General features: G+C 73.0%; 15 protein-coding genes. 8 read left to right on the forward strand and 7 right to left on the reverse strand.

Features of this window, described 5'->3' with window-relative positions; translation table 11 throughout:
• Positions 1–265 precede the first annotated feature (265 nt).
• The 3 genes from HCN08_RS22260 (at position 266) to HCN08_RS22270 (ending at position 4,049) form a co-directional block, all read left to right on the forward strand.
• Positions 266–1,114 (forward strand): lysozyme, encoded by an 849-nt coding sequence (locus HCN08_RS22260; RefSeq protein ID WP_167984963.1) that lies wholly within the window; start codon positions 266–268, stop codon positions 1,112–1,114.
• A gap of 125 nt (positions 1,115–1,239) precedes the next feature.
• Complete coding sequence (locus HCN08_RS22265) at positions 1,240–2,373, forward strand: glycoside hydrolase family 3 N-terminal domain-containing protein (RefSeq protein WP_167984964.1); 1,134 nt, start codon at positions 1,240–1,242, stop codon at positions 2,371–2,373.
• Positions 2,374–2,780: 407 nt separating this feature from the next.
• The gene (locus tag HCN08_RS22270) at positions 2,781–4,049 is read left to right on the forward strand and encodes a phosphatase PAP2 family protein (RefSeq protein WP_206319106.1); all 1,269 of its coding nucleotides are present in this window, start codon (positions 2,781–2,783) and stop codon (positions 4,047–4,049) included.
• A 15-nt stretch (positions 4,050–4,064) separates the two neighbouring features.
• Here the strand turns inward: HCN08_RS22270 and HCN08_RS22275 are convergent, their stop codons facing one another.
• The 5 genes from HCN08_RS22275 to HCN08_RS22295 all read right to left on the reverse strand — a co-directional run bounded on the left by HCN08_RS22275 (position 4,065) and on the right by HCN08_RS22295 (position 8,954).
• Positions 4,065–5,282, reverse strand: coding sequence for a TerD family protein (locus HCN08_RS22275; RefSeq protein ID WP_167984965.1), 1,218 nt, complete (start codon positions 5,280–5,282; stop codon positions 4,065–4,067).
• Between the two features lie 62 nt (positions 5,283–5,344).
• Entirely contained in the window at positions 5,345–5,869 is a 525-nt protein-coding gene (locus HCN08_RS22280; RefSeq protein WP_167984966.1) for a hypothetical protein, read from the reverse strand.
• A 40-nt stretch (positions 5,870–5,909) separates the two neighbouring features.
• On the reverse strand, positions 5,910–7,028 hold the full coding sequence (locus HCN08_RS22285) for a response regulator (RefSeq protein ID WP_167984967.1): 1,119 nt from the start codon (positions 7,026–7,028) through the stop codon (positions 5,910–5,912).
• A gap of 86 nt (positions 7,029–7,114) precedes the next feature.
• Positions 7,115–7,306 (reverse strand): hypothetical protein, encoded by a 192-nt coding sequence (locus tag HCN08_RS22290; RefSeq protein WP_167984968.1) that lies wholly within the window; start codon positions 7,304–7,306, stop codon positions 7,115–7,117.
• 139 nt (positions 7,307–7,445) lie between these two features.
• Positions 7,446–8,954, reverse strand: a complete 1,509-nt coding sequence (locus HCN08_RS22295; RefSeq protein ID WP_167984969.1) for a cryptochrome/photolyase family protein — start codon at positions 8,952–8,954, stop codon at positions 7,446–7,448.
• Positions 8,955–9,245: 291 nt separating this feature from the next.
• Here HCN08_RS22295 and HCN08_RS22300 point away from each other — a divergent pair, with 291 nt between their 5' ends.
• A complete protein-coding gene (locus HCN08_RS22300; RefSeq protein WP_167984970.1) occupies positions 9,246–10,376 on the forward strand; it encodes an aromatic ring-hydroxylating oxygenase subunit alpha in 1,131 nt (376 codons plus the stop codon).
• 52 nt (positions 10,377–10,428) lie between these two features.
• Here HCN08_RS22300 and HCN08_RS22305 read toward each other — a convergent pair whose 3' ends face one another.
• Complete coding sequence (locus HCN08_RS22305; protein ID WP_167984971.1) at positions 10,429–11,763, reverse strand: cation:proton antiporter; 1,335 nt, start codon at positions 11,761–11,763, stop codon at positions 10,429–10,431.
• A gap of 669 nt (positions 11,764–12,432) precedes the next feature.
• Here HCN08_RS22305 and HCN08_RS22310 point away from each other — a divergent pair.
• Positions 12,433–12,930, forward strand: a complete 498-nt coding sequence (locus HCN08_RS22310; protein WP_167984893.1) for a hypothetical protein — start codon at positions 12,433–12,435, stop codon at positions 12,928–12,930.
• A 63-nt stretch (positions 12,931–12,993) separates the two neighbouring features.
• Here HCN08_RS22310 and HCN08_RS22315 read toward each other — a convergent pair whose 3' ends face one another.
• Entirely contained in the window at positions 12,994–13,821 is an 828-nt protein-coding gene (locus HCN08_RS22315) for a helix-turn-helix transcriptional regulator (protein ID WP_167984972.1), read from the reverse strand.
• A gap of 153 nt (positions 13,822–13,974) precedes the next feature.
• On the opposite strand from HCN08_RS22315, the gene HCN08_RS22320 reads away from it, so the two are divergent.
• From HCN08_RS22320 to HCN08_RS22330, 3 genes are all read left to right on the forward strand, one after another.
• Positions 13,975–14,865, forward strand: a complete 891-nt coding sequence (locus HCN08_RS22320) for an NAD-dependent epimerase/dehydratase family protein (RefSeq protein WP_167984973.1) — start codon at positions 13,975–13,977, stop codon at positions 14,863–14,865.
• A 229-nt stretch (positions 14,866–15,094) separates the two neighbouring features.
• A complete protein-coding gene (locus tag HCN08_RS22325) occupies positions 15,095–16,768 on the forward strand; it encodes an esterase-like activity of phytase family protein (RefSeq protein ID WP_167984974.1) in 1,674 nt (557 codons plus the stop codon).
• Between the two features lie 196 nt (positions 16,769–16,964).
• Positions 16,965–18,482, forward strand: coding sequence for a PstS family phosphate ABC transporter substrate-binding protein (locus HCN08_RS22330; protein ID WP_167984975.1), 1,518 nt, complete (start codon positions 16,965–16,967; stop codon positions 18,480–18,482).
• The last annotated feature ends 5 nt before the right edge of the window (positions 18,483–18,487 follow it).

Raw genomic sequence — 18,487 nt, forward strand, 5'->3', positions numbered from 1 at the left:
CCGTGCCGCGTACGGAGCCGGTGCCATATGTGGGGGGAGTATTTCCGCGCATCGTAGGCACGCGCAGACGATTCGTCGATGTCATGTGCAGGTACATTTTCGGCCTTTAAACCGACGTGCCCGGAACGCCACTCGCCCGTTGCTGGCAGTTTCTTTCAACTGCCTTGTGCGCGAAGGAAGTTTCCTTCACTCTGGCCTGGACGACGCCGTCACACCCCCACCACCACCCGCGCCCGTATCGCGCTTCCCGCCGGAGGATGATCTCATGAATTGGCATGGACTTGTCAGGAAGCGCGCCGCCCTGGCGGCCGGCGCGGCGCTGGCCTGCGTCGCTCTCGGGGCGACCGCGCTCCCGGCCGCCGCGGCCGACGGCCCCACGACCGCGAAGAACAGCATCACGCACCCCGAACTCGACTGGGCCGGCTCGCAGATCGCCAAGCACCAGGCCGCCGCGCCCGGCGGCCACACGGTCGTGACGCCCAACGTCGCCGGCACGCCCGGGCTGGACGTCAGCGGCTACCAGGGCAACGTCAACTGGGCCTCGGTCGCCGCCAACGGTGGCCGCTTCGCGTACATCAAGGCGACGGAGTCCACGTCGTACACCAACCCGTACTTCACGCAGCAGTACAACGGCTCCTACAACGCCGGCCTGATCCGCGGGGCTTACCACTTCGCGACGCCCAACACCTCGTCGGGCGCGGCCCAGGCGGACTACTTCCTCGCGCACGGCGGCGGCTGGTCCAAGGACGGCAAGACGCTGCCCGGCATGCTCGACATCGAGTGGAATCCGTACGGGGCCACCTGCTACGGGCTTTCGGCGTCCGCGATGGTCAACTGGATCCTGTCGTTCAGCAACGAATACCACGCGAAGACGACCCGCTGGGTGACGATCTACACCGCGACGAGCTGGTGGAGCCAGTGCACCGGCAACACCGGTGACTTCTCCTCCACCAACCCGCTGGCGCTCGCCAACTACAACGGCAGCCCCGGCCCGATGCCGTACCACTGGCCCTACCAGACGATCTGGCAGTATGCCGACAGCGGCATCTTCCCCGGCGACCAGGACGCCTTCAACGGCGACTTCAGCCGCGTCCAGGCGCTCGCCAACGGCTGAGCCGCCGTCCCGCTCCCGCCGTGCGGGGCGCCGGCCCGCGCCCCGCACGGCACCACCTCGTACGGCACCGACCCCGCCGGTCCCAAACGCCCCGCATCCGCGTACGCCCCGAGGAGGCACCCCCCATGACCGGAACCGGCCCCTTCCCCACCCGTCGCAGCGTCCTGGCCGCCGGGACGGGCATCGCGGCCGGGCGGCTCGGGCTGAAGCACGGTCCGGCGCACGAGGACCCCGCCCCCGTCTGGCACCCCGCGCTCACCCCGCAGCAGCAGGCCGGCCGGCGGGTGATCTTCTCCTACTCCGGCACGACCGTGCCGCAGAGCCTGCTCAACCAGATCAGCGCGGGCCAGGCCGCCGGCGTCATCTTCTTCGGCGACAACATCAGCAGCCTCAGCCAGATCACCGCCGCCGTCGCACAGCTGCGGCAGGCCAACCAGGCGAGCCCCGAGCCCGCGCCGCTGCTGCTCATGACCGACCAGGAGGGCGGCCAGATACGCCGGCTGCCCGGCGCGCCCGTGCAGTCCGCCAAGCAGATCGGCGCCTCCGCCGACCCGGCCGGCGCCGCGGCGAGCGCCGGCACCGGGGCCGGCAACCTGCTGCGCAGCGTCGGCATGAACGTCAACCTCGCGCCCGTCCTCGACGTCTACCGCACCGCCGGCGACTTCGAGGACCAGTACCAGCGCTCCTTCAGCACCGACCCGGAGGTCGTGTCCGTCTGCGGCCAGGCGTTCATCGCCGCCCAGCGGGCCACCGGGGTCGCCTCCGCCGCGAAGCACTTCCCGGGGCTGGGCTCGGCGAGCGCGTCGCAGAACACCGACCTGCGGGCGGTCACGCTGGGCGCGACGCTCTCGCAGCTGCGCCACGTCGACGAGATCCCGTACACCGCAGCGATCACGGCGGGCGTGGAGCTGGTGATGGTGTCCTGGGCGGTCTACTCCCAGCTCGACGCGGCGCACCCGGCGGGGCTCTCGCCGACCGTCGTGCAGAGCGAGCTGCGCGACCGCTTCACCTACACCGGTGTGACGATCACCGACGCGATCGGGGCGGGCGCGCTGAGCGCGCTCGGCACGCCGGCGCAGAACGCGGTGACCGCCGCCGCGGCCGGCATGGACCTCATCCTCGACGCGTCCGGCGACATCGCGCAGGGCCAGGCGATCGTCTCCTCGCTGGCCGCCGCGCTCCAGAGCGGCAAGCTCGACGCGACGGCCTTCGCCGCCTCGACCTCCCGGATCGCCGCGTTGCGCAGCCGCCTGTTCTGACCCCGGGCCCGACGCCCGTACGCCCCGGAGCAGCGCCCCGTACGACCCCGGCCGTACACCCCCGGCCGTACGCCCGCCCGCGACCGCCCGTACGACCCGCGTCGTACGCCCCCGGCCCCACGCCCGTACGCCCGTACGCCGCTGCCCGTACGCCCCCGCGCCCCCCGCCGTACCCCGGCGCGGGGGCGCCGCCGCGTACCCCCCGAAAGCTCGCCGAAACTGTGCCGTTACTATGTTCGAACCTCTGTCCAGTAACCGCCCACCACCGTCCACTGCACGTTCACCCACCGCCGAGCCGCATCGCACCCACGCCCTTGATATCCATACCCTCCGCCATATCCGCCCGAATACGTCGCGGCGGCCCACCGAGCGCCGACGACCGCCCCGCGAGGAGCGGGCGGACGGCGCTGTGGGTCGCGGCCGGAGTGCTCACGCTCGGCTTCCTCGTGGCGCTGCAGATCGCCGCGCACCGCTACGACGTGCCCGGGCCGATCACCAGCCAGTGGCGCGAGGTGGTCCTGGCGCCCAAGTCGGGCTTCCTGCTCTACGCGAGCATGGGCCTGATGATGGTGGTGCTCACCTGGCGGCAGCGGCTGTACGCGCTCGGCGCCGCCGTCGGCATCGACGCCGTGTTCCTGCTCGTGCGCTGGGCGGCCGGCGCGGGCCCGACGTTCGGCAACGGGGCCCTGTGGGTGATCCTCGGCGTCGCGGGCCTGGCCCTCACCCGCCGCACCGGCAACGAGCGGGCGCTGCTGCTCAAGGGCGTCGGGCTGGGCCTGCTCCTGGTGACCGGCCGCAAGGTCGGCGACACATGGCTGCTCATCACGTCCAAGGCCCGCCCCACCGTGCTCGACCAGTACGCGGCGACCGCCGACCGCGCGCTCGGCGACCCCTCCTGGGTCGCGGGCCGGGTCCTGCACGCGACCGGCCCGGTCGGCACGCACCTGCTCGACTACGTCTACATCCAGCTCGCCGTCGCCGCGGTCGCCGTCGCCGTCTACCAGTTGCGCCACGTCGCGACCGAGCGCCGCTTCCCGCGCCACCACCTGGTGCGTACGTTCCTGGTCATCGGCATGATCGGCCCGGCGGTCTACATGCTCTTCCCGACCGTCGGCCCGGTCTTCGCGTACGGGCCGGACGGCGGGCACTGGGCCGTCGCCGACATGTGGCCGCACACGATGCCCGCGGTCACCGCGCCGCACGCGATGGACTTCGACCAGGTCACGCCGCGCAACTGCATGCCGAGCCTGCACACCGCGTGGGCCACCGCGATCTTCGTCCACTCCCGCAAGGGCCCGCGCGCCCTGCGCTACGCCGGCGCCTTCTGGCTGGTCGCCACGCTCGCCGCGACCCTCGGCTTCGGCTACCACTACGGCGTGGACCTCATCGCCGGCGCGGTCTTCTCGCTCACGATCGAGGGCGCGCTGCGGGCGTACGACCGCGGGTGGGACGCCTCGGGCGTCCAGCTCGTGGCGTACGGCACGGCGGTCTTCGCCGCGCTGCTCGCCGCCTACCGCTGGCTGCCGCTGGAGATGGCCGAGCACCCGTGGACGTCCGGCCCGCTGCTGACCTTCGCGCTGGTGTCGGTGATCGCGCTGTACGTCCGCACGACGCAGCTGTGGGAGCCGGACACCGCGCCCGCGCCGCAGCCGGAGCCGCAGCCCGCGCTGGCGTGAGCCCGGGCCGCGCCCTCACATCGTCTTGAACTCGACCTTGCCGGTGCTCATCCGGAAGTTGCCGTTGGAGTAGAGCGTGGGGCGGGCCTCGATGTGGTTGCCGCTGTATTTCTCGACGTGCCGGATCGTGGCGCCGCCGGGCGCGGTGAAGTCGATGAGCGCGATGGCGACCCAGTAGGAGAGATTGCGGTTGCTGAACAGCGGCGCGGTGACGGTCGAGCCGCGCCCGTCGGTGACGACGGCGTGGGCGCCGTACGAGCGGAAGGAGCCGGTGCCGTTCTCGACCGCGCTGTACGCGCACAGCAGTACGTAGCCCTGGAGGTCGGGACGGCGGATGGTGATCGTCTCGCGGCCGGGCACCTGCGAGTCGCCGTCGAGGGCGATGTACGGGGGCGCGGTGAGGGAGCCGAGCTCGCGGTAGTAGACGACGTCGTCCGTGCGGACCGGGCGCCGGCCCGGCGGCGTCACGCGGTGCCGCGGCACGTAGAGGGCGTAGAGGTCGAGGTCGGCGCCGGCCTCGCGGCGGGCCCGGCTGCCGCCGTCCCACTCCAGGGAGGCGGTGACGACGAGGTCCGGGTCCTCCTTGCGCATGTCGATCGTGGCGTGCCCGGCCTTGGTGAGGGCGACCCGGCCGAGCGGCTTCGGCCGCTGCGGGGCGTACGGGGGCGGGGTGGGCGGCTCCCAGGGGGCGGGGGCCGGCGCGGGGGCCGGCGCGGGGGCCGGCGCGGGGGCCGGGCCCGGGTCGTCGACGACGATGCCGAAGTCCGCCGCGAGCCCCGCGAGCCCGGTGTCCCAGCCCTGCCCCACCGCCCGGACCTTCCACGCCCCCGCCCGCCGGTAGAGCTCGACGAGCAGCGCGACGGTCTCCCGGTGCACCAGCGGCGGCGGCACGAAGTCGATCCGCGCCCCGCCGCACTCGACGACCGCCCGCGGCGTCGTGCCGGCGTCGAAGTGCGTCACCCCGAGGTCCGGGTCCACGCTGGCGACGACCGCGATCCGGTCGACCGACGCGGGCACCGCGGCGAGCGAGGCGAGGACGGTCCGGCCGTCGACCGAGACGCCGTCCTGCGCGGGGTGGTTGTAGAAGACGAGGTCCTCGTCCCCGCGCACCGACCCGTCCGGCCCGAGCAGCACGGCCGAGACGTCGATACCCGCCCCCGGCACGCCGAGCGTGACCCGGCATGTCGCGTCGGGCAGGGTGGTGTTGCCGCCTTTGGCGAGGGTGGTGGTCATGCGTCGCCTTTCGGGTGGTGGGGTACATCGTGGTCCCCCGGGCCCGGTTCCGTCCGGCGAAGTCAGCTTTCGATCAGCGGCCGGTACGCGCTCCCCTCCGGGGTGAAGACCAGCTCGACGTCCCGGCCCTCGTGGGTGGCGACATGGCGCAGGCGGGCCAGGGCCTCGGCCTCGGTGGGCAGGGTGAGGCCGAGTCGGGCGGCGGCGCGGTCGCGGCGGGCGATCAGGTCGGGGTCGTCCGCCAGGTATTCCGCGGCGAGTTCGGCGCTCTCCTGCGCCGTGAACGCACGGCAGTCCCGCCACCACGGGGCGACCAGCAGCAGCCGCAGCAGCTCGGGCAGGCCGATGGCGACGAGGGCGGCGCCGCCCTCGGAGTCCGCGTAGAGGACGGGGCGTTCCTCGCCGCCGTCGCCGCAGAAGAAGTACGTGCCGCCGGCGCCGTCGCCCGCGAAGCTCTCCAGCGGCTGCCCGGAGGCGAGGTGCACCTCCTCGACGTGCTCCGTGCGGGAGAGGTCGAAGTCGCCGGGCCAGTCCAGGAATTGCGCGGCCTCGGGGTTTTCGGCGAGGGCCGCCGTCAGTGAACGCATGCCGCGCACCCTAACCGCCGGCTCCGACACCACCGCTTTGCTACGAGGGCGCGCGGGCCTCCAGGTAGAGCTGGGCGAACGCCTCGACCTTGGCGCGGATGACGCGCGGGTCGAAGGGCTTGACGAGGTAGTCGACGGCGCCGGCGGTGTAGCCGCGGAACATGTGGGAGGGGTCCTGGTCCATCGCGGTGAGGAAGATGATCGGGATGTTGCGGGTGCGCGGGCGGCGCTTGATGTGCAGGGCGGTCTCGTAGCCGTCCATGTCGGGCATCTGGACGTCGAGGAGGATGACGGCGAAGCCGGTGCCGTCGAGCAGGGCGCGCAGGGCGGCCTCGCCGGAGTCGGCGGTGACGATCTCGTGGCCGAGGCCGGACAACACCGCTTCCAGGGCGAGCAGGTTGGCCGGGATGTCGTCCACGGCGAGGATACGGGCCCGGGGTTCGGCTCCGGGCGGGGATTCGGCGCCCGGCGGGGCGCTGTCGGGCGCCGGGAGGCCGGGCAAGGGGCCCTCGGCGATGGCGAGTTGGCGCTCCAGGATGTCGCAGCGGGACTCGGCGAGCAGCACCCGCAGCCGGGCCTCCTCCAAGTCGGCCTCCAGGGACCGTACTTGCTCCTCCAGCCGGCGGCGCTCGGCGCGCAGGCCGTCCACGCTCTCCGGCGCCTCGGGCGGCGGAGGGGCGGCGGTGCGCTCGCGCTCGGCGGCCCAGGCCGATTCCAGCAGGTTGAGGCGTACTTCGAGGTCGGCGATGCGGTGCTGGCGGTCCAGCAACGCGTCGCCGAGCAGGTCCTCCTGGGCGGTGGCCCGGCGTGCTTCCCGGTCGGCGTCGGCGAGTTGCTGCTCCAGGACCTCCACCCCGCCGCGGGCCGGCGCGACGGCCTGGACGGCGCTGCGGTGCAACTCCTTGACGTGGTCCAGGGTGAGGGATGTCGCGGGGGCGCCGTGGTCGGTGGCGAGGTCGGCGAAGAGGTCCACGACGAACTCCCAGGGCGGGACACGCGCGCCGCTCAGATAGCGCGAGACGGTGCCGGCGTCGCGGTAGCGCCGGGCGGCGTACCGGCGTACGGACACGCCGAGTCCGGCGAACAGGGTGCGCAGGGCCTGGGCGAAGCGCCGGCAGTCGTCGTCCAGGTCGTCGGCCAGCGGCCGTAACTCGCCCATCGGGCCACCTCCTTGCTCCGGCTCCTTGCGTCCGGCTCCTTGCGTCCGGTTGCGGACTGTACGTCAAGCATGGGGTGCGGGCGGCGTCACTCGGGGCCGGTTGCGCCGATGAGGCGGTCGAAGAAGGGGACGGCGAGGCCGAAGGCGCCGGCGCCGTACAGGACGCACTGCGGCAGGGGCGTGCCGCCCACCGCGGAGATGATCCCGGCGCCGACGCCGGTGAGCAAGGACAGCGTCAGGACGAGCGCGGCCCTGACCGACAGCAACGGATTACGCACGGGTGCCCTCTCTGCGCGGCGGGGTCCGCCGCGTGGTGACCGCCGCGGCTGCTCCGCCGGCGCCCCTCAAGCCTGCCCGTACGCAACACCGTTGCCGTACCGCAACGGCCGCCCGGCAGCACTCGGGCAACACCCGTGCTCAGGGCGCCCGTCGGCCCCGGGCGCGGGCCTGCGCGAGGGTGTCGGGCAGGTCGTCGAGCCGGTCCAGCCCGCGGACGGCCCGCGCGGTGCGGGGGTTGTGCGCGAGGCGGTCGCGGTGCCGGTGCAGGAAGGTCCAGTAGCCGGCGGTGTAGGGGCAGGCGTGCGGGCCGGTGCGGTCGGTGGGGCGGTAGGCGCACGGTCCGCAGAAGTCGCTCATCCGGTTGATGTACGCGCCGCCCGACGTGTACGGCTTGGTGGTCATCCGGCCGCCGTCCGCGTACTGCGACATGCCGACGACGTTGGGCAGCATCACCCAGTCGTAGCCGTCGACGAAGCAGCGGTGGAACCAGTCGGTGAGCGCCGCCGGGTCCCAGCCGTCCTGGAGGGCGCGGCTGCCGAGGACCATCAGGCGCGGGATGTGGTGCGTCCAGCCGGTGTCGCGGACCTGGGCGAGCACGGTGGAAAGGCAGCGCGCGGTGACCGCGTCGGCGTCGAGCTCGGTGAACCAGTCGGGGAGCGGGGCGCGTTGGTCCAGCGCGTTGCTCTTGCGGTAGTCCTCGCCGAAGTGCCAGTAGAGGTGCCAGACGTATTCGCGCCAGCCGGCGATCTGCCGGACAAAGCCCTCGACGCTGTTCAGGGGCGCGTCCCCGGCGCGCAGCGCCTTCTCGGCCCGGCGTACGCACTCGTCCGGGTGCAGCAGGCCGAGGTTGAGCGGGGCGGACAGCCGGCTGTGGCTCATGACGGGGTCGGCGGCGAGCATCGCGTCCTCGTACGGCCCGAAGGCGGGCAGCCGGTGCCGCAGGAAGTGGCGCAGGGCGGCGAGGGCTTCGCGGCGGGTGGCGGGGAAGGCGCGGGGGCCGTCCCGGCCGACGAAGCGGACCGCGCCCTCGCGCTCCCAGCGGTCCAGGTCGCGCCGGACCTCGTCGTCGATGGCGTCCTCGCGCGGGCACCAGGGCGTGCCGAGGTCCAGGGTGGCGCGGTCGCCGGGCGGCGGCTCGCGGTTGTCGTGGTCGAGGTTCCAGCTGCCGCCGTACGGTTCGCCGCCGTCCATGAGCAGGCCGAGGCGGTGCCGGGTGTGGCGGTAGAAGCCCTCCATGCGCAGGGCGCCCGCGTCGCCTTCGCCGGCCCAGGCGCGGAAGTCCTCCCGGGTGAGCAGATGCCCGCGCTCGGGCAGGACGTCGACCCTGCCGAGCCGGGCGACCAGCCGCTCGGCGGCCCGCGACGTCGGCGGGAAGACGGTGAGCCGCCCGCGCGGCACGGCCCGCTCCAGCCCCTCGCGATACGTCTCCGTCCGCACATACGTGACCCGGTCCCCCAGCTCCGCCGCCCGGTGCCGCATCGCCGAGAGCACCAGATGCGCCTTGGCCCGATGGAACCGCCGCCGCGCGAACACCCCCCGCGCCTCGACCATCACGACCGGCGCGTCCCGGTCCGGCCCGCCACGCCGCGGGTCCACGAAGTGCGGCCCGAGCTGATCCCCGAACACCCAATGCACCCGCCGGCCCACACCACCACCTCCCCCCTCACCCTCCCACGCCCCTCCCACCCCCGCCCGCCGCCTCCACCAACCCCGCAAGCTCCCCCGCCGCAGCACCCGCCCGGCCTCGGCCGCCCCGGTCGCCCGCAGCGCCCACACCGCGGAGCCGAGGACGGCTCCTACTGCTCGTGCGCGTTGCTCCATCCGGGGAGCGTAGGGCCGGGGAGGGGGTGGGGCACTCGGACGGGTGTGCTGCGGGGGACAGGGGTGGGGGGTGGGGACAGGGTGGAGGGGACAGGGCCGTGAGTCGAGGGAGGACCGATGACCGAGACGCAGTCTCCGGAGGACGCGACCGGGGTCGGGGTGGCGTCGGGCGTGGTGGGGCAGGTGGAGCGGGATCTGCGGCGGGTCGGGGCGAACCCGGACTACTGGTACCCGGTCGCGCTGTCCTCGCAGGTGCGGCGCAAGGCCGCGTACAAGGCGGTGTTCGGCGGCGAGCGGATCGCGCTGTACCGCGGGGAGAGCGGCGAGGTGTTCGCGCTGGAGGACCGGTGCGCGCACCGGCAGGTGCCGCTGAGCATGGGCGTCGTCGAGGGCGACACGCTGCGCTGCTGCTACCACGCGTGGGCGTACCGCGGCAACGGCCGCATCTCGCAGATCCCGTACCTGCCCAAGGGCGTCGGCCGCCCGCCGCGCGGGGTGCGCGCGTACCCGGTGCGGGAGGCGTACGGCATGGTCTTCGTCTTCCCCGGCGACCCGGCGAAGGCGGCCGTCACCGCGCTGCCGGACCTGCCGGCGTACCACTCGCCCCGGCACCGGACGATGACCTTCTCGCGGACGGTGCGCTGCCACTACTCCTTCCTGCACGAGAACCTGCTCGACATGAACCACCAGTTCCTGCACCGCGGCGTCGTCGGCAAGCTCCGCCCGGAGCTGCTCGGTTACGACACCGGCGCCGCCAAGGTGGAGGCCCGCTACCTGTTCACGCACGCCGGCGGCAAGCGCAACGCCGGCGCCGGCATCCTGTCCGGCGAGGGCATCGGCGGCGCCACCGCCGACGTCATGACGATCCGCACGGAGTATCCGTACCAGACCCTCGACCTCGTGCCGGAGAAGGCGGACCACCCCGCCTTCTCGCTGTGGGCCGCGTACGTGCCCGTCGACGCCGAGCAGCGCAGCTGCCACGTCTTCGGCCTGCTCATGATCGAGAAGCCGCGGCTGCCGGGCGCCCTGCACCTGGCGTGGCCGCTCATCCGGCGCTTCACCGAGCGGGTCTTCGCCGAGGACCGTACGGCGGTGGAGGCGGAGCAGGCCGCGTGGGACGAGCAGGGCGAGGACCGCAACCACGAGGTCTTCCCGCTCATCCTGGACGTCCGCGCCGTGCTGCGCGCGAACGGCGTGCCGCTGGCCGCCGCGGCACCGTGCGGCACCGCGGCCTGCCCCGCGCCCTGAGGCTGCCTCGGGCTCCCGGAGCCCCGCCCGGCGCCCCTGAACCGGCTTCCACTCAGGCGCCGACCCGGGAGCCCGCCGACTCGTCGTCGGACGGCTTGCGCGTGGCGATCGGCACCGTGCTGCCGGCCACCAGCACACTGCTCTTGGGCAGCAGCGGGCCGGCCAGCGCCGTCGTGACCAGCGCCATGATCACCATCATCGTGAACATCTGCGTGTCCAGGACGCCGAGTTGGACCGCGGTGTTCAAGATGATGAGCTCGGTGAGCCCGCGGGTGTTCATCAGCAGGCCGAGCGCCCGCGACTCCACCCACGACAGCCCGTAGATCCGCGCCGGCACCATCGCGCCGGCCAGCTTGCCGAGGCAGGCCACCGCCACGATCGCCAGCAGCTCCACGTACTGCCGGCCGCCGAGGCCGTTGATGTCCACGCCGAGGCCGGTGATGATGAAGAAGACCGGCATCAGCACGGTGCTGATGTTGTCCAGCGGCTTGCGCAGGTTCTCCACCAGCTCGCGCGCGGGCTCCCGCGGCATGATGAAGCCGAAGAGGAACGCGCCGAAGATGCTGTGGATGCCGATCCACGTCGTGGCGTACGCCGACAGGAACACGCCCGACGCGAGCAGCACCAGCAGGCCCTTCCACTGGCCGCGCCCGGCCAGGAAGGCGATCACCCGGGACATCAGCGGCCGGACCGCCAGGAACATCAGCGCCACGTAGCAGGCGCTGAGCACCAGCACCTGCGCGAGGTCGCGCCCGCTGCCGGAGGTCACCAGCGCGGAGACGTACGCGAGCATGCACCACGCGAGGATGTCGTCCACGGCTGCGCTGGCCAGCGACAGCGTGCCGACCCGGGTGTGGCCGATCCGGCTGTCGGTGATGATGCGGGCGAGCACCGGGAAGGCGGTCACGGACATCGCGGCGCCCATGAACATCGAGAAGGTCAGGAAGCCGATGTGGTGCCCGGCCACCGTGTCGTGGTGCGGGTAGAGGAAGAGCGCGACGAGGACGCCGAGCCCGAAGGCGCACGCGACGGACGACGTCGAGACCGCCGCGGCCAGGCCGCGGTGCGGGCGGAGCATCCGCTTCTCGAACTCCCAGCCCACCATGAACATGAAGAGCACGAGCCCGACTTGGGAGACCGCGTTGAGCAGCGGTCTGGACTCCATCGGGAAGAGCTTGTGCGTGAGGTCGCCGGGGAACTGCCCGAGCAGGCTCGGCCCGAGCGCGATACCGGCCAGCACCTCGCCGATGACGGCGGGTTGGCGGAACCGCGGGGCGAGGCTGCCGAGCGCGAGGCCGACCAGCAGGACGAAGGCGATGCCCGCCATCATCGTGGCGACCTGTAAGTCGGCGTGCGGCGCCAGGGACTTCAGGGCGAGGTCCGTCATCTGGGGTCTCCTCCGAGGGTGTGTGCCGGATGCCCGGGGGGGGCGGGCGCTCCGGCGCGGGAAGGACACGGGGCAAGCCTGGAGTTGCGGAATTGCGTGCGTGCGCTCATGCGCTCGTGCGCTTATGCCGGGGGGTGCGCAGGGCTCCGCCGCCGGGATCCGGTCAGTTGCGCTCTCGAACTGAGAGAACCGGACGAGTGTAATAAGTGGATTAAGCGACGTCTACGGAAGGCGTCGCCCCCGTCATTTACGCACTTCGACGGACGGCAACGGTCGTAGCTGCCATACGCCCGGCGGGGCGAGATCGCAGGTCAGGGCACTGCCGCAGGTCCCGTAACGTCAGGGGAACGGGAAGTTTTCCGGTTTCCCGGTTTGAAACGGAACGGCGCCGAATTACCTGGGGATTTCGCGGGGCTGCACCGCTTTGCGTGACGCCTTCGTATGCGCCTGCATTTCCGGCGTTCTGCGGATTTCCCGTCCCCCCGCACCTTTTACGGGCTTCCGGAGCCGGTCACCCGCGCCACACAAACCCCTGGTGGCTGCCCATGTCACTGCCGCCCCGAGGTGATGATCACCCGGGGTCATTTTGTCTACGGACGTCGGCTACAGGCGCCGTAGGTTGGTTCGTTCGGGTACGGGCGCGCACAGGCAGTGCATAGCGTGCGCGCCATGAATCGCACACGCATAGCAAGCGCACTGGTCGCCGGGCTCGCGGCAGCCGTCCTGACGGCCTGCGGCCCGGGCACCTCCGACACGGCGGCCCCCCGTATCTCCACCACGACACCCGCCGCCACCACGACGACCGACACACCCCCGAGCCCATCCCCCACCCCGCCGACCACCACCCCGCCGACGACCCCGCCCGCGACCCCGACGACGACCGCGCCGCCCACCACCGCACCGCCCGCCCCGAAGCCGACCCACACCAAGGCCCCGGCCCCCGCGGTCCACCACACCACGACCCCGGCGCCGCACCACACGACCGCCAAGCCGAAGCCCAAGCCCAAGCCCGCGCCGAAGACATGCAGCATCAAGTCCGCCGCCGGCAACTGCTACAAGGCCGGCCAGTTCTGCCGCAACGCCGACCTCGGCAAGACGACCACCGACGCCAACGGCCGCAGCATCACCTGCCGCATGAAGTCGGGCAAGCCGCACTGGGGCTACTGAGCCGCCCCATGACGGCCCGCGTCCACAGGGTGTGGACACCGTGGCGGATTCCGGATTCCGAAATCACGCCGGGTCGAACGTCAGGGACTTCAGGAGGGGGAGGAGGTGGGCGGAGGGGGAGTCGGGGGTGGTGGTGAAGAGGAGGAGGTGGTGGTCGCGGTCGGGGATCGTGAGGGTGTCGAAGTCGAGGTCGAGGGCGCCGAGGGTGGGGTGGTGGAAGGTCTGCCGGGCGTGGTGGGTGAGCTGGAGGCGCTGGGTGGACCAGAGGGTCGCGAAGTCGGGGCTCGCGGCGCGGAGTTCGGCGACGAGGGCGTGGAGTTCGGCGTCGTCGGGGTAGCGGGTCGCGGCCAGGCGCAGATAGGTGACGGCGGTGGTGCGGAAGCGCTCCGGGTCGGACGTGGGGATCGTGCCGGGGTGGAGGAAGATCCGGCGCAGGAGGTTGCGGTCGGCGGACCGCAGGGCGGTGAAGTCCGGGAAGAGGGCTGCCGCCAGGGGGTTCCAGGCGATGACGCGGCAGGTCGCGTCGACGACCATCGCGGGCGTGTCGGTGAGGCGGTCGAGCAGCGCCGCGGTGGTGGGGGCGACGTCGCGGGCCGGGTGGCGGTCCCGGCCGGGCGGTGCGGCGTCGGCGAGGGCGAAGAGGTGGGCGCGCTCCTGGTCGGACAACCGCAGGGCGCGGGCGAGGGACTGCAGGACCTGGCGCGAGGGGTGCCGGCCGCGGGCCTGCTCCAGCCGGGTGTAGTGGTCGGTCGAGATGTGCGCGAGCGCGGCGACCTCCTCGCGGCGCAGCCCCGGCGTGCGGCGCCGCGGGCCGCGCGGCAGCCCGGCGTCCTCGGGGCGGATCTGCTCCCGCCGGCCGCGCAGGAAGGCCGCGAGGGCGTGCTTGTCCATACCGCGAGGCTACGTCGCAAGGCGCCCCGGCGCGGCCCGCAGCCATGGACCGGCGGTCCCTGGATACCGACCGGGCGGCGCCGAAGGCTGGTAGTGGGCACGGACGCCGCCGCACCCCGGCGGCGCGGCCCTCGACCAGCAGGGATGCGGACGATGCGGATTTTCCTGACCGGCGGCAGCGGCTACCTCGGCGGCGCGCTCATCGAGCGCTTCCTCGCCTCGGGCGCGAAGGTGAGCGCGCTGGCCCGCTCCGAGGCGGCCCGGGAGCGGGTGGCCGCGCGGGGCGCGGAGCCCCTGGCGGGGAGCCTCGCCGACGCAGGGACGCTGCGGGCCGCCGCCGCGGAGGCGGACGCGGTCGTGCACGCGGCGGTCGACTTCACCGACCCGGCGATGCGCGCGGTGGAGGAGCCGGCCCTGGCCGCGCTGCTGGCCGGCCTCGCGCCTGGCCGGCCCTTCGTCTACACCAGTACGGGCCTGGTCTACCCGGACGCCGAGGCCCGTGCCGTCAAGGCGAGCGTCGGCGAGGACACCCCCGTCACGCCCGAGCGGTCGCCACAGCCGTACAAGGTGCTCGGCGAGCGGCAGGTGCTGGCCGCCGAGGGGCCGGCGGTCACCGTGGTGCGGGCGGCGCTGGTGTACGGGCGGGGCGGGTCCGCGCTGCTGCGGGGCATGATCGCCGGCGCGCGCGAGCGCGGCACCGTCCCGTACGTCGGGGACGGCGGCAACCTCTGGAGCTCCGTGCATGTCGACGACCTCGCCAATCTGTATGTCGCCGCGCTGGCCCGCGCGGAGAGCGGCCTGGTCGTCAACGCGGCCTCGCGCGAGGCGAGTTCGATGCGGGAGATCGCGGCGGCGGTCGCCGACCTCACCGGCGCCCGGGCGCTCTCCCTCACCCCGGAGCAGGCCGCGCGGGCACTCGGGCCGCTCGCCGGCGTGCTCACCCGCGAGACCGTGCTCGACCCCTCCCGCGCGGAGCGCACCCTCGGCTGGAGGGCGGTACGCCCGCCGCTGCTCGCCGAGTTGCGCGCCGGCTCGTACGCGTAGGGCCGCTGGAATCCGCGCCGGCTCGTGCGCGTAGGGCGCCCGCCCGCGCGAACTCCCCCGGCGGCGCGGCGGGCGACGCGACCGCCCCCGTCCCAGCGGCCACGCCCCGACCACCAGGCACAACAGCCCTGCGCACCGCCCGGGAACGACCGAAGCGCCGCCTCCCATTCAACCGCCCGTTCACCACGGGTCGGTGCGGAGTTCATCGTGGAACGCCAGGTTCAGGGGTATGTCTTCAGGACCCTTCTCTCGTAAGAGCGCACGGATCGCCGTGGCGATCGGTGCCGCGGTCGCCGTGGCGGGCGCGGGTACCGCCGTGGCCCAGGCCAACGGCTGGCTGTCGGCCCCCACGCACGACTTCCGTGCCAACGCCGACTCCTTCTCCGGGCACGGCACCGTGTCCGGCAACGTCCTGCGCAACGACTCCGGCGCGACCGCGGTCGTACGGCACACCGACCCGGCCAACGGCACGGTGACGGTCAACGCGGACGGCACGTTCTCGTACCGGGCCAAGCCCGGCTTCAAGGGCACGGACACCTTCACGTACACCACCACCGACGCCGTGCAGCTGTTCAAGGACACGCAGGCCAACGGCTCGCCGCTGGCGCCGCTCGGCAAGGTGCGGGGGCCGAACGGCACCACCACCGAGCTGTCCGGCGAGGGCTACGGCTCCTCGCTCGCGCCCGTTCCCGGCCGGTCCGGCTACTTCTACGGGCTCACCGACCGCGGGCCCAACGCCGACGCCCCCGACGGCAACAAGTCGGAGATGAAGCTCGATTTCACCCCGCAGATAGGCGAGTTCCGGCTCGTCGGCGGCAAGGCGGAGCTGGTCAGGACCGTCACCCTCAAGGGCCCCAAGAGCAAGGGCGGCGTCAAGTACACCGGCCTGCCGCCGCACGACACCAAGGAGGTCATCGACGACGTCGACGCCACGAACGCGAACGGCGGCACCCCGGTGCCGGTGCAGCGCTCCGCGTACGGCTACGACTCCGAGGGCCTGGTCGCGCTGCGCGACGGTACGTTCTGGGTCTCGGACGAATACGGGCCCTACGTCACGCACTTCGACGCGAACGGCTACGAGCTGGGCCGGCTGACCCCGTACAAGGACAGCCAGGACAACGCCGCGCACAAGGTCGTCGGCCACCTGCCCGCCGAGCTCGCCAACCGGCTGACGAACAAGGGCATGGAGGGCCTGACGGTCACCCCCGACGGCACGACGCTGGTCGGCGTCATGCAGTCCGCGCTCCAGCAGCCCGACCTCGGCAGCACGAAGGCGTCCAAGGTCGCCCCGGCGCGCATCATCGCCATCGACCTGCGCACGTACAAGACCAAGCAGTACCTCTACCTGCTGGACGACCCGGCCACCACCGGTGACGCCAACAGCGAGATCACCGCGCTGTCCAGCACCAAGTTCCTGGTCGACGAGCGGGACGGCAACTTCGCGCCGTTCGCGAAGAAGACGCTCTACGCGGTCGACATCAACGGCGCCACGGACGTCTCCGGGCTGACGATCGGCGGCAAGTCGCCCGAGGCGTACGTCGGTACGGCCGGCACCAACGCGGCGCTCGCCGCGCTGACGAAGGCCGGCGTGAACGTCGCGCAGAAGCAGGCGTCGGTGGACGTCGGCGCGCTGGTGAGCCAACTCGACCCGAGCGGGACGTTCTTCGGGCACGACAAGGTCGAGGGCGTCGCGACGGCGGACGCCGGCCGCACCCTCTACCTGTCCAACGACGACGACTTCGGCATCGACACCATCGCCGTGGACCCCGACGGCACCTGGACCGTCCACCAGAAGACCCTCCCGGCGACCGGGCAGACCGACACCGGCGAGATCCTGAAGGTCGACACGACCAAGCTCCCCGCGGTCCTGAAGACCGTCACGGTCACGATCCACGTCCGCTGACCCGCCCCGCGGACCCGCCGGGCCCGTCCACCCCCAACGGGTGGGCGGGCCCGATCTTTTGGGCCCAAAGGCTTCCGGCTGCTCACGGCGAACGCCGGATGCACATCCGGTGACCGGCTCGCGAAGCCGGCCCCGTGCCCGCGCCGCCCGCCTAGGGTGACCGAGCCGTCGCACATCCGGGGGAGGCGGGGCGACCGTGGGGGACTTCCTGAGCGCCGACAACGTCGTGGCCGTCGCGACCGCGCTGGTCGGTGTGCTCGTGTCGATCGGGGTGGTCTGGTACGAGCGGCTGGTGCGCGGCAAGAGCATCGGCTACCGCGTCCAGATGGACATCGCCGTCGACGGCGACAACGAGCTCTTCAACGCCCTTCCGCGCACCCCCGACGCGACGCTGGTGCTGCTGCGGATCGAGAACGACGGCGCCGAGGACATCCGCACCGGCGACTACACCGACCCCGACCCGCAGCGCGGCCTGACCGTGCAGTTCGCCGGCCGGCAGGTGCAGAGCGCGGCGGTCACCCAGCCCGACCCGAGCACCCTGATCGACCACTTCCGGCTGGGCCACGACGTCACGGGCGTACGGCACGACGGCAACCGGGTGTACCTGCCGCGGGTGCCGCTCAACCCCGGCGAGCACTACAAGCTGCTCATCCGCCTCACCGGCGGCCCGGTCAACTCCCGGGTGGAGATCACCGGTGGCATCTCCGGCGGCCGGGTCAAGCCCAACCGCTCGGTGCCGATGGACGAGAAGCCGCCGTCCTTCAGCCGCCCGGCGCGCGTCATCACCGTGCTGCTGACGGTGTGCGTCACCGTGCTCGCCGCCATCATCGTCGCCGGCGAGAAGACCCCGCAGCCGCGCGGCTGCGCGACCGGCGAGCTGAAGGTCACCGGCTCCACCGCGTTCGCGCCCGCCATGACCGCGATCGCCAAGGCGTACGAGGCGGACTGCCCGGACGCCACGATCACCGTGCAGGCGCGCGGAAGCGAGCAGGGCGTACGCCAACTGTCGGAAACCGGCGACGCGTTGCGGAAGGGCGCGGACGCGCCGGCGGTCGTGGCGATGTCCGACGGGCCCAAGCCGGACGGGAGTTACCCGGGCCTGACCGACCACCGGGCCGCCGTCATCACCTTCGCGCTCGTCGTCAACGACGACGTGCCCGTCACGGGCCTGTCCGGCCCCGACATCCGCCGCGTCTACAGCGGCGATATCACCGACTGGCGGCAACTCGGCGGCCCGGACCTCGACATCAAGCTGGTCAGCCGCAGCGCCGACTCCGGCACCCGCGACATCTTCCGCCGCCGCATACTCGACGACCACGGCGAGCCCGCCTTCACCTCACGCGACTGCCGCACCCGCAACTCCCCCTCCGACAAGGTCATCCGCTGCGAACTCGACAGCACCGCCGAGGTGTTGCGGACCGTCGCGGCCGTGCCCGGCGCCATCGGCTACGGCGAGGCGAGGGCAGCCGCCACGTCCAAGGGCGTGCGCGTCCTCAGCATCGACGGCCACGCACCCGGGACCGAGGGCAGCGCGGACCCCGCGTACCCCTTCACCGAGATCGAGCACGCCTATACGTACGGGGTGCCGCGCGCGGGCTCGCTCACCGCGAGCTTCCTTGACTTCGCGCTGCGCGGGGAGGGCCAGGACGTGATGGCCGGCGGCGGCTACCCGCCCTGCTACGCGCCGGACGTGGCCGCGCGCTGCGGGAGTTGAGGCCG

Source organism: Actinacidiphila epipremni, assembly GCF_012034175.1.
In the GTDB taxonomy this organism is placed as follows: Bacteria; Actinomycetota; Actinomycetes; order Streptomycetales; family Streptomycetaceae; genus Actinacidiphila; species Actinacidiphila epipremni.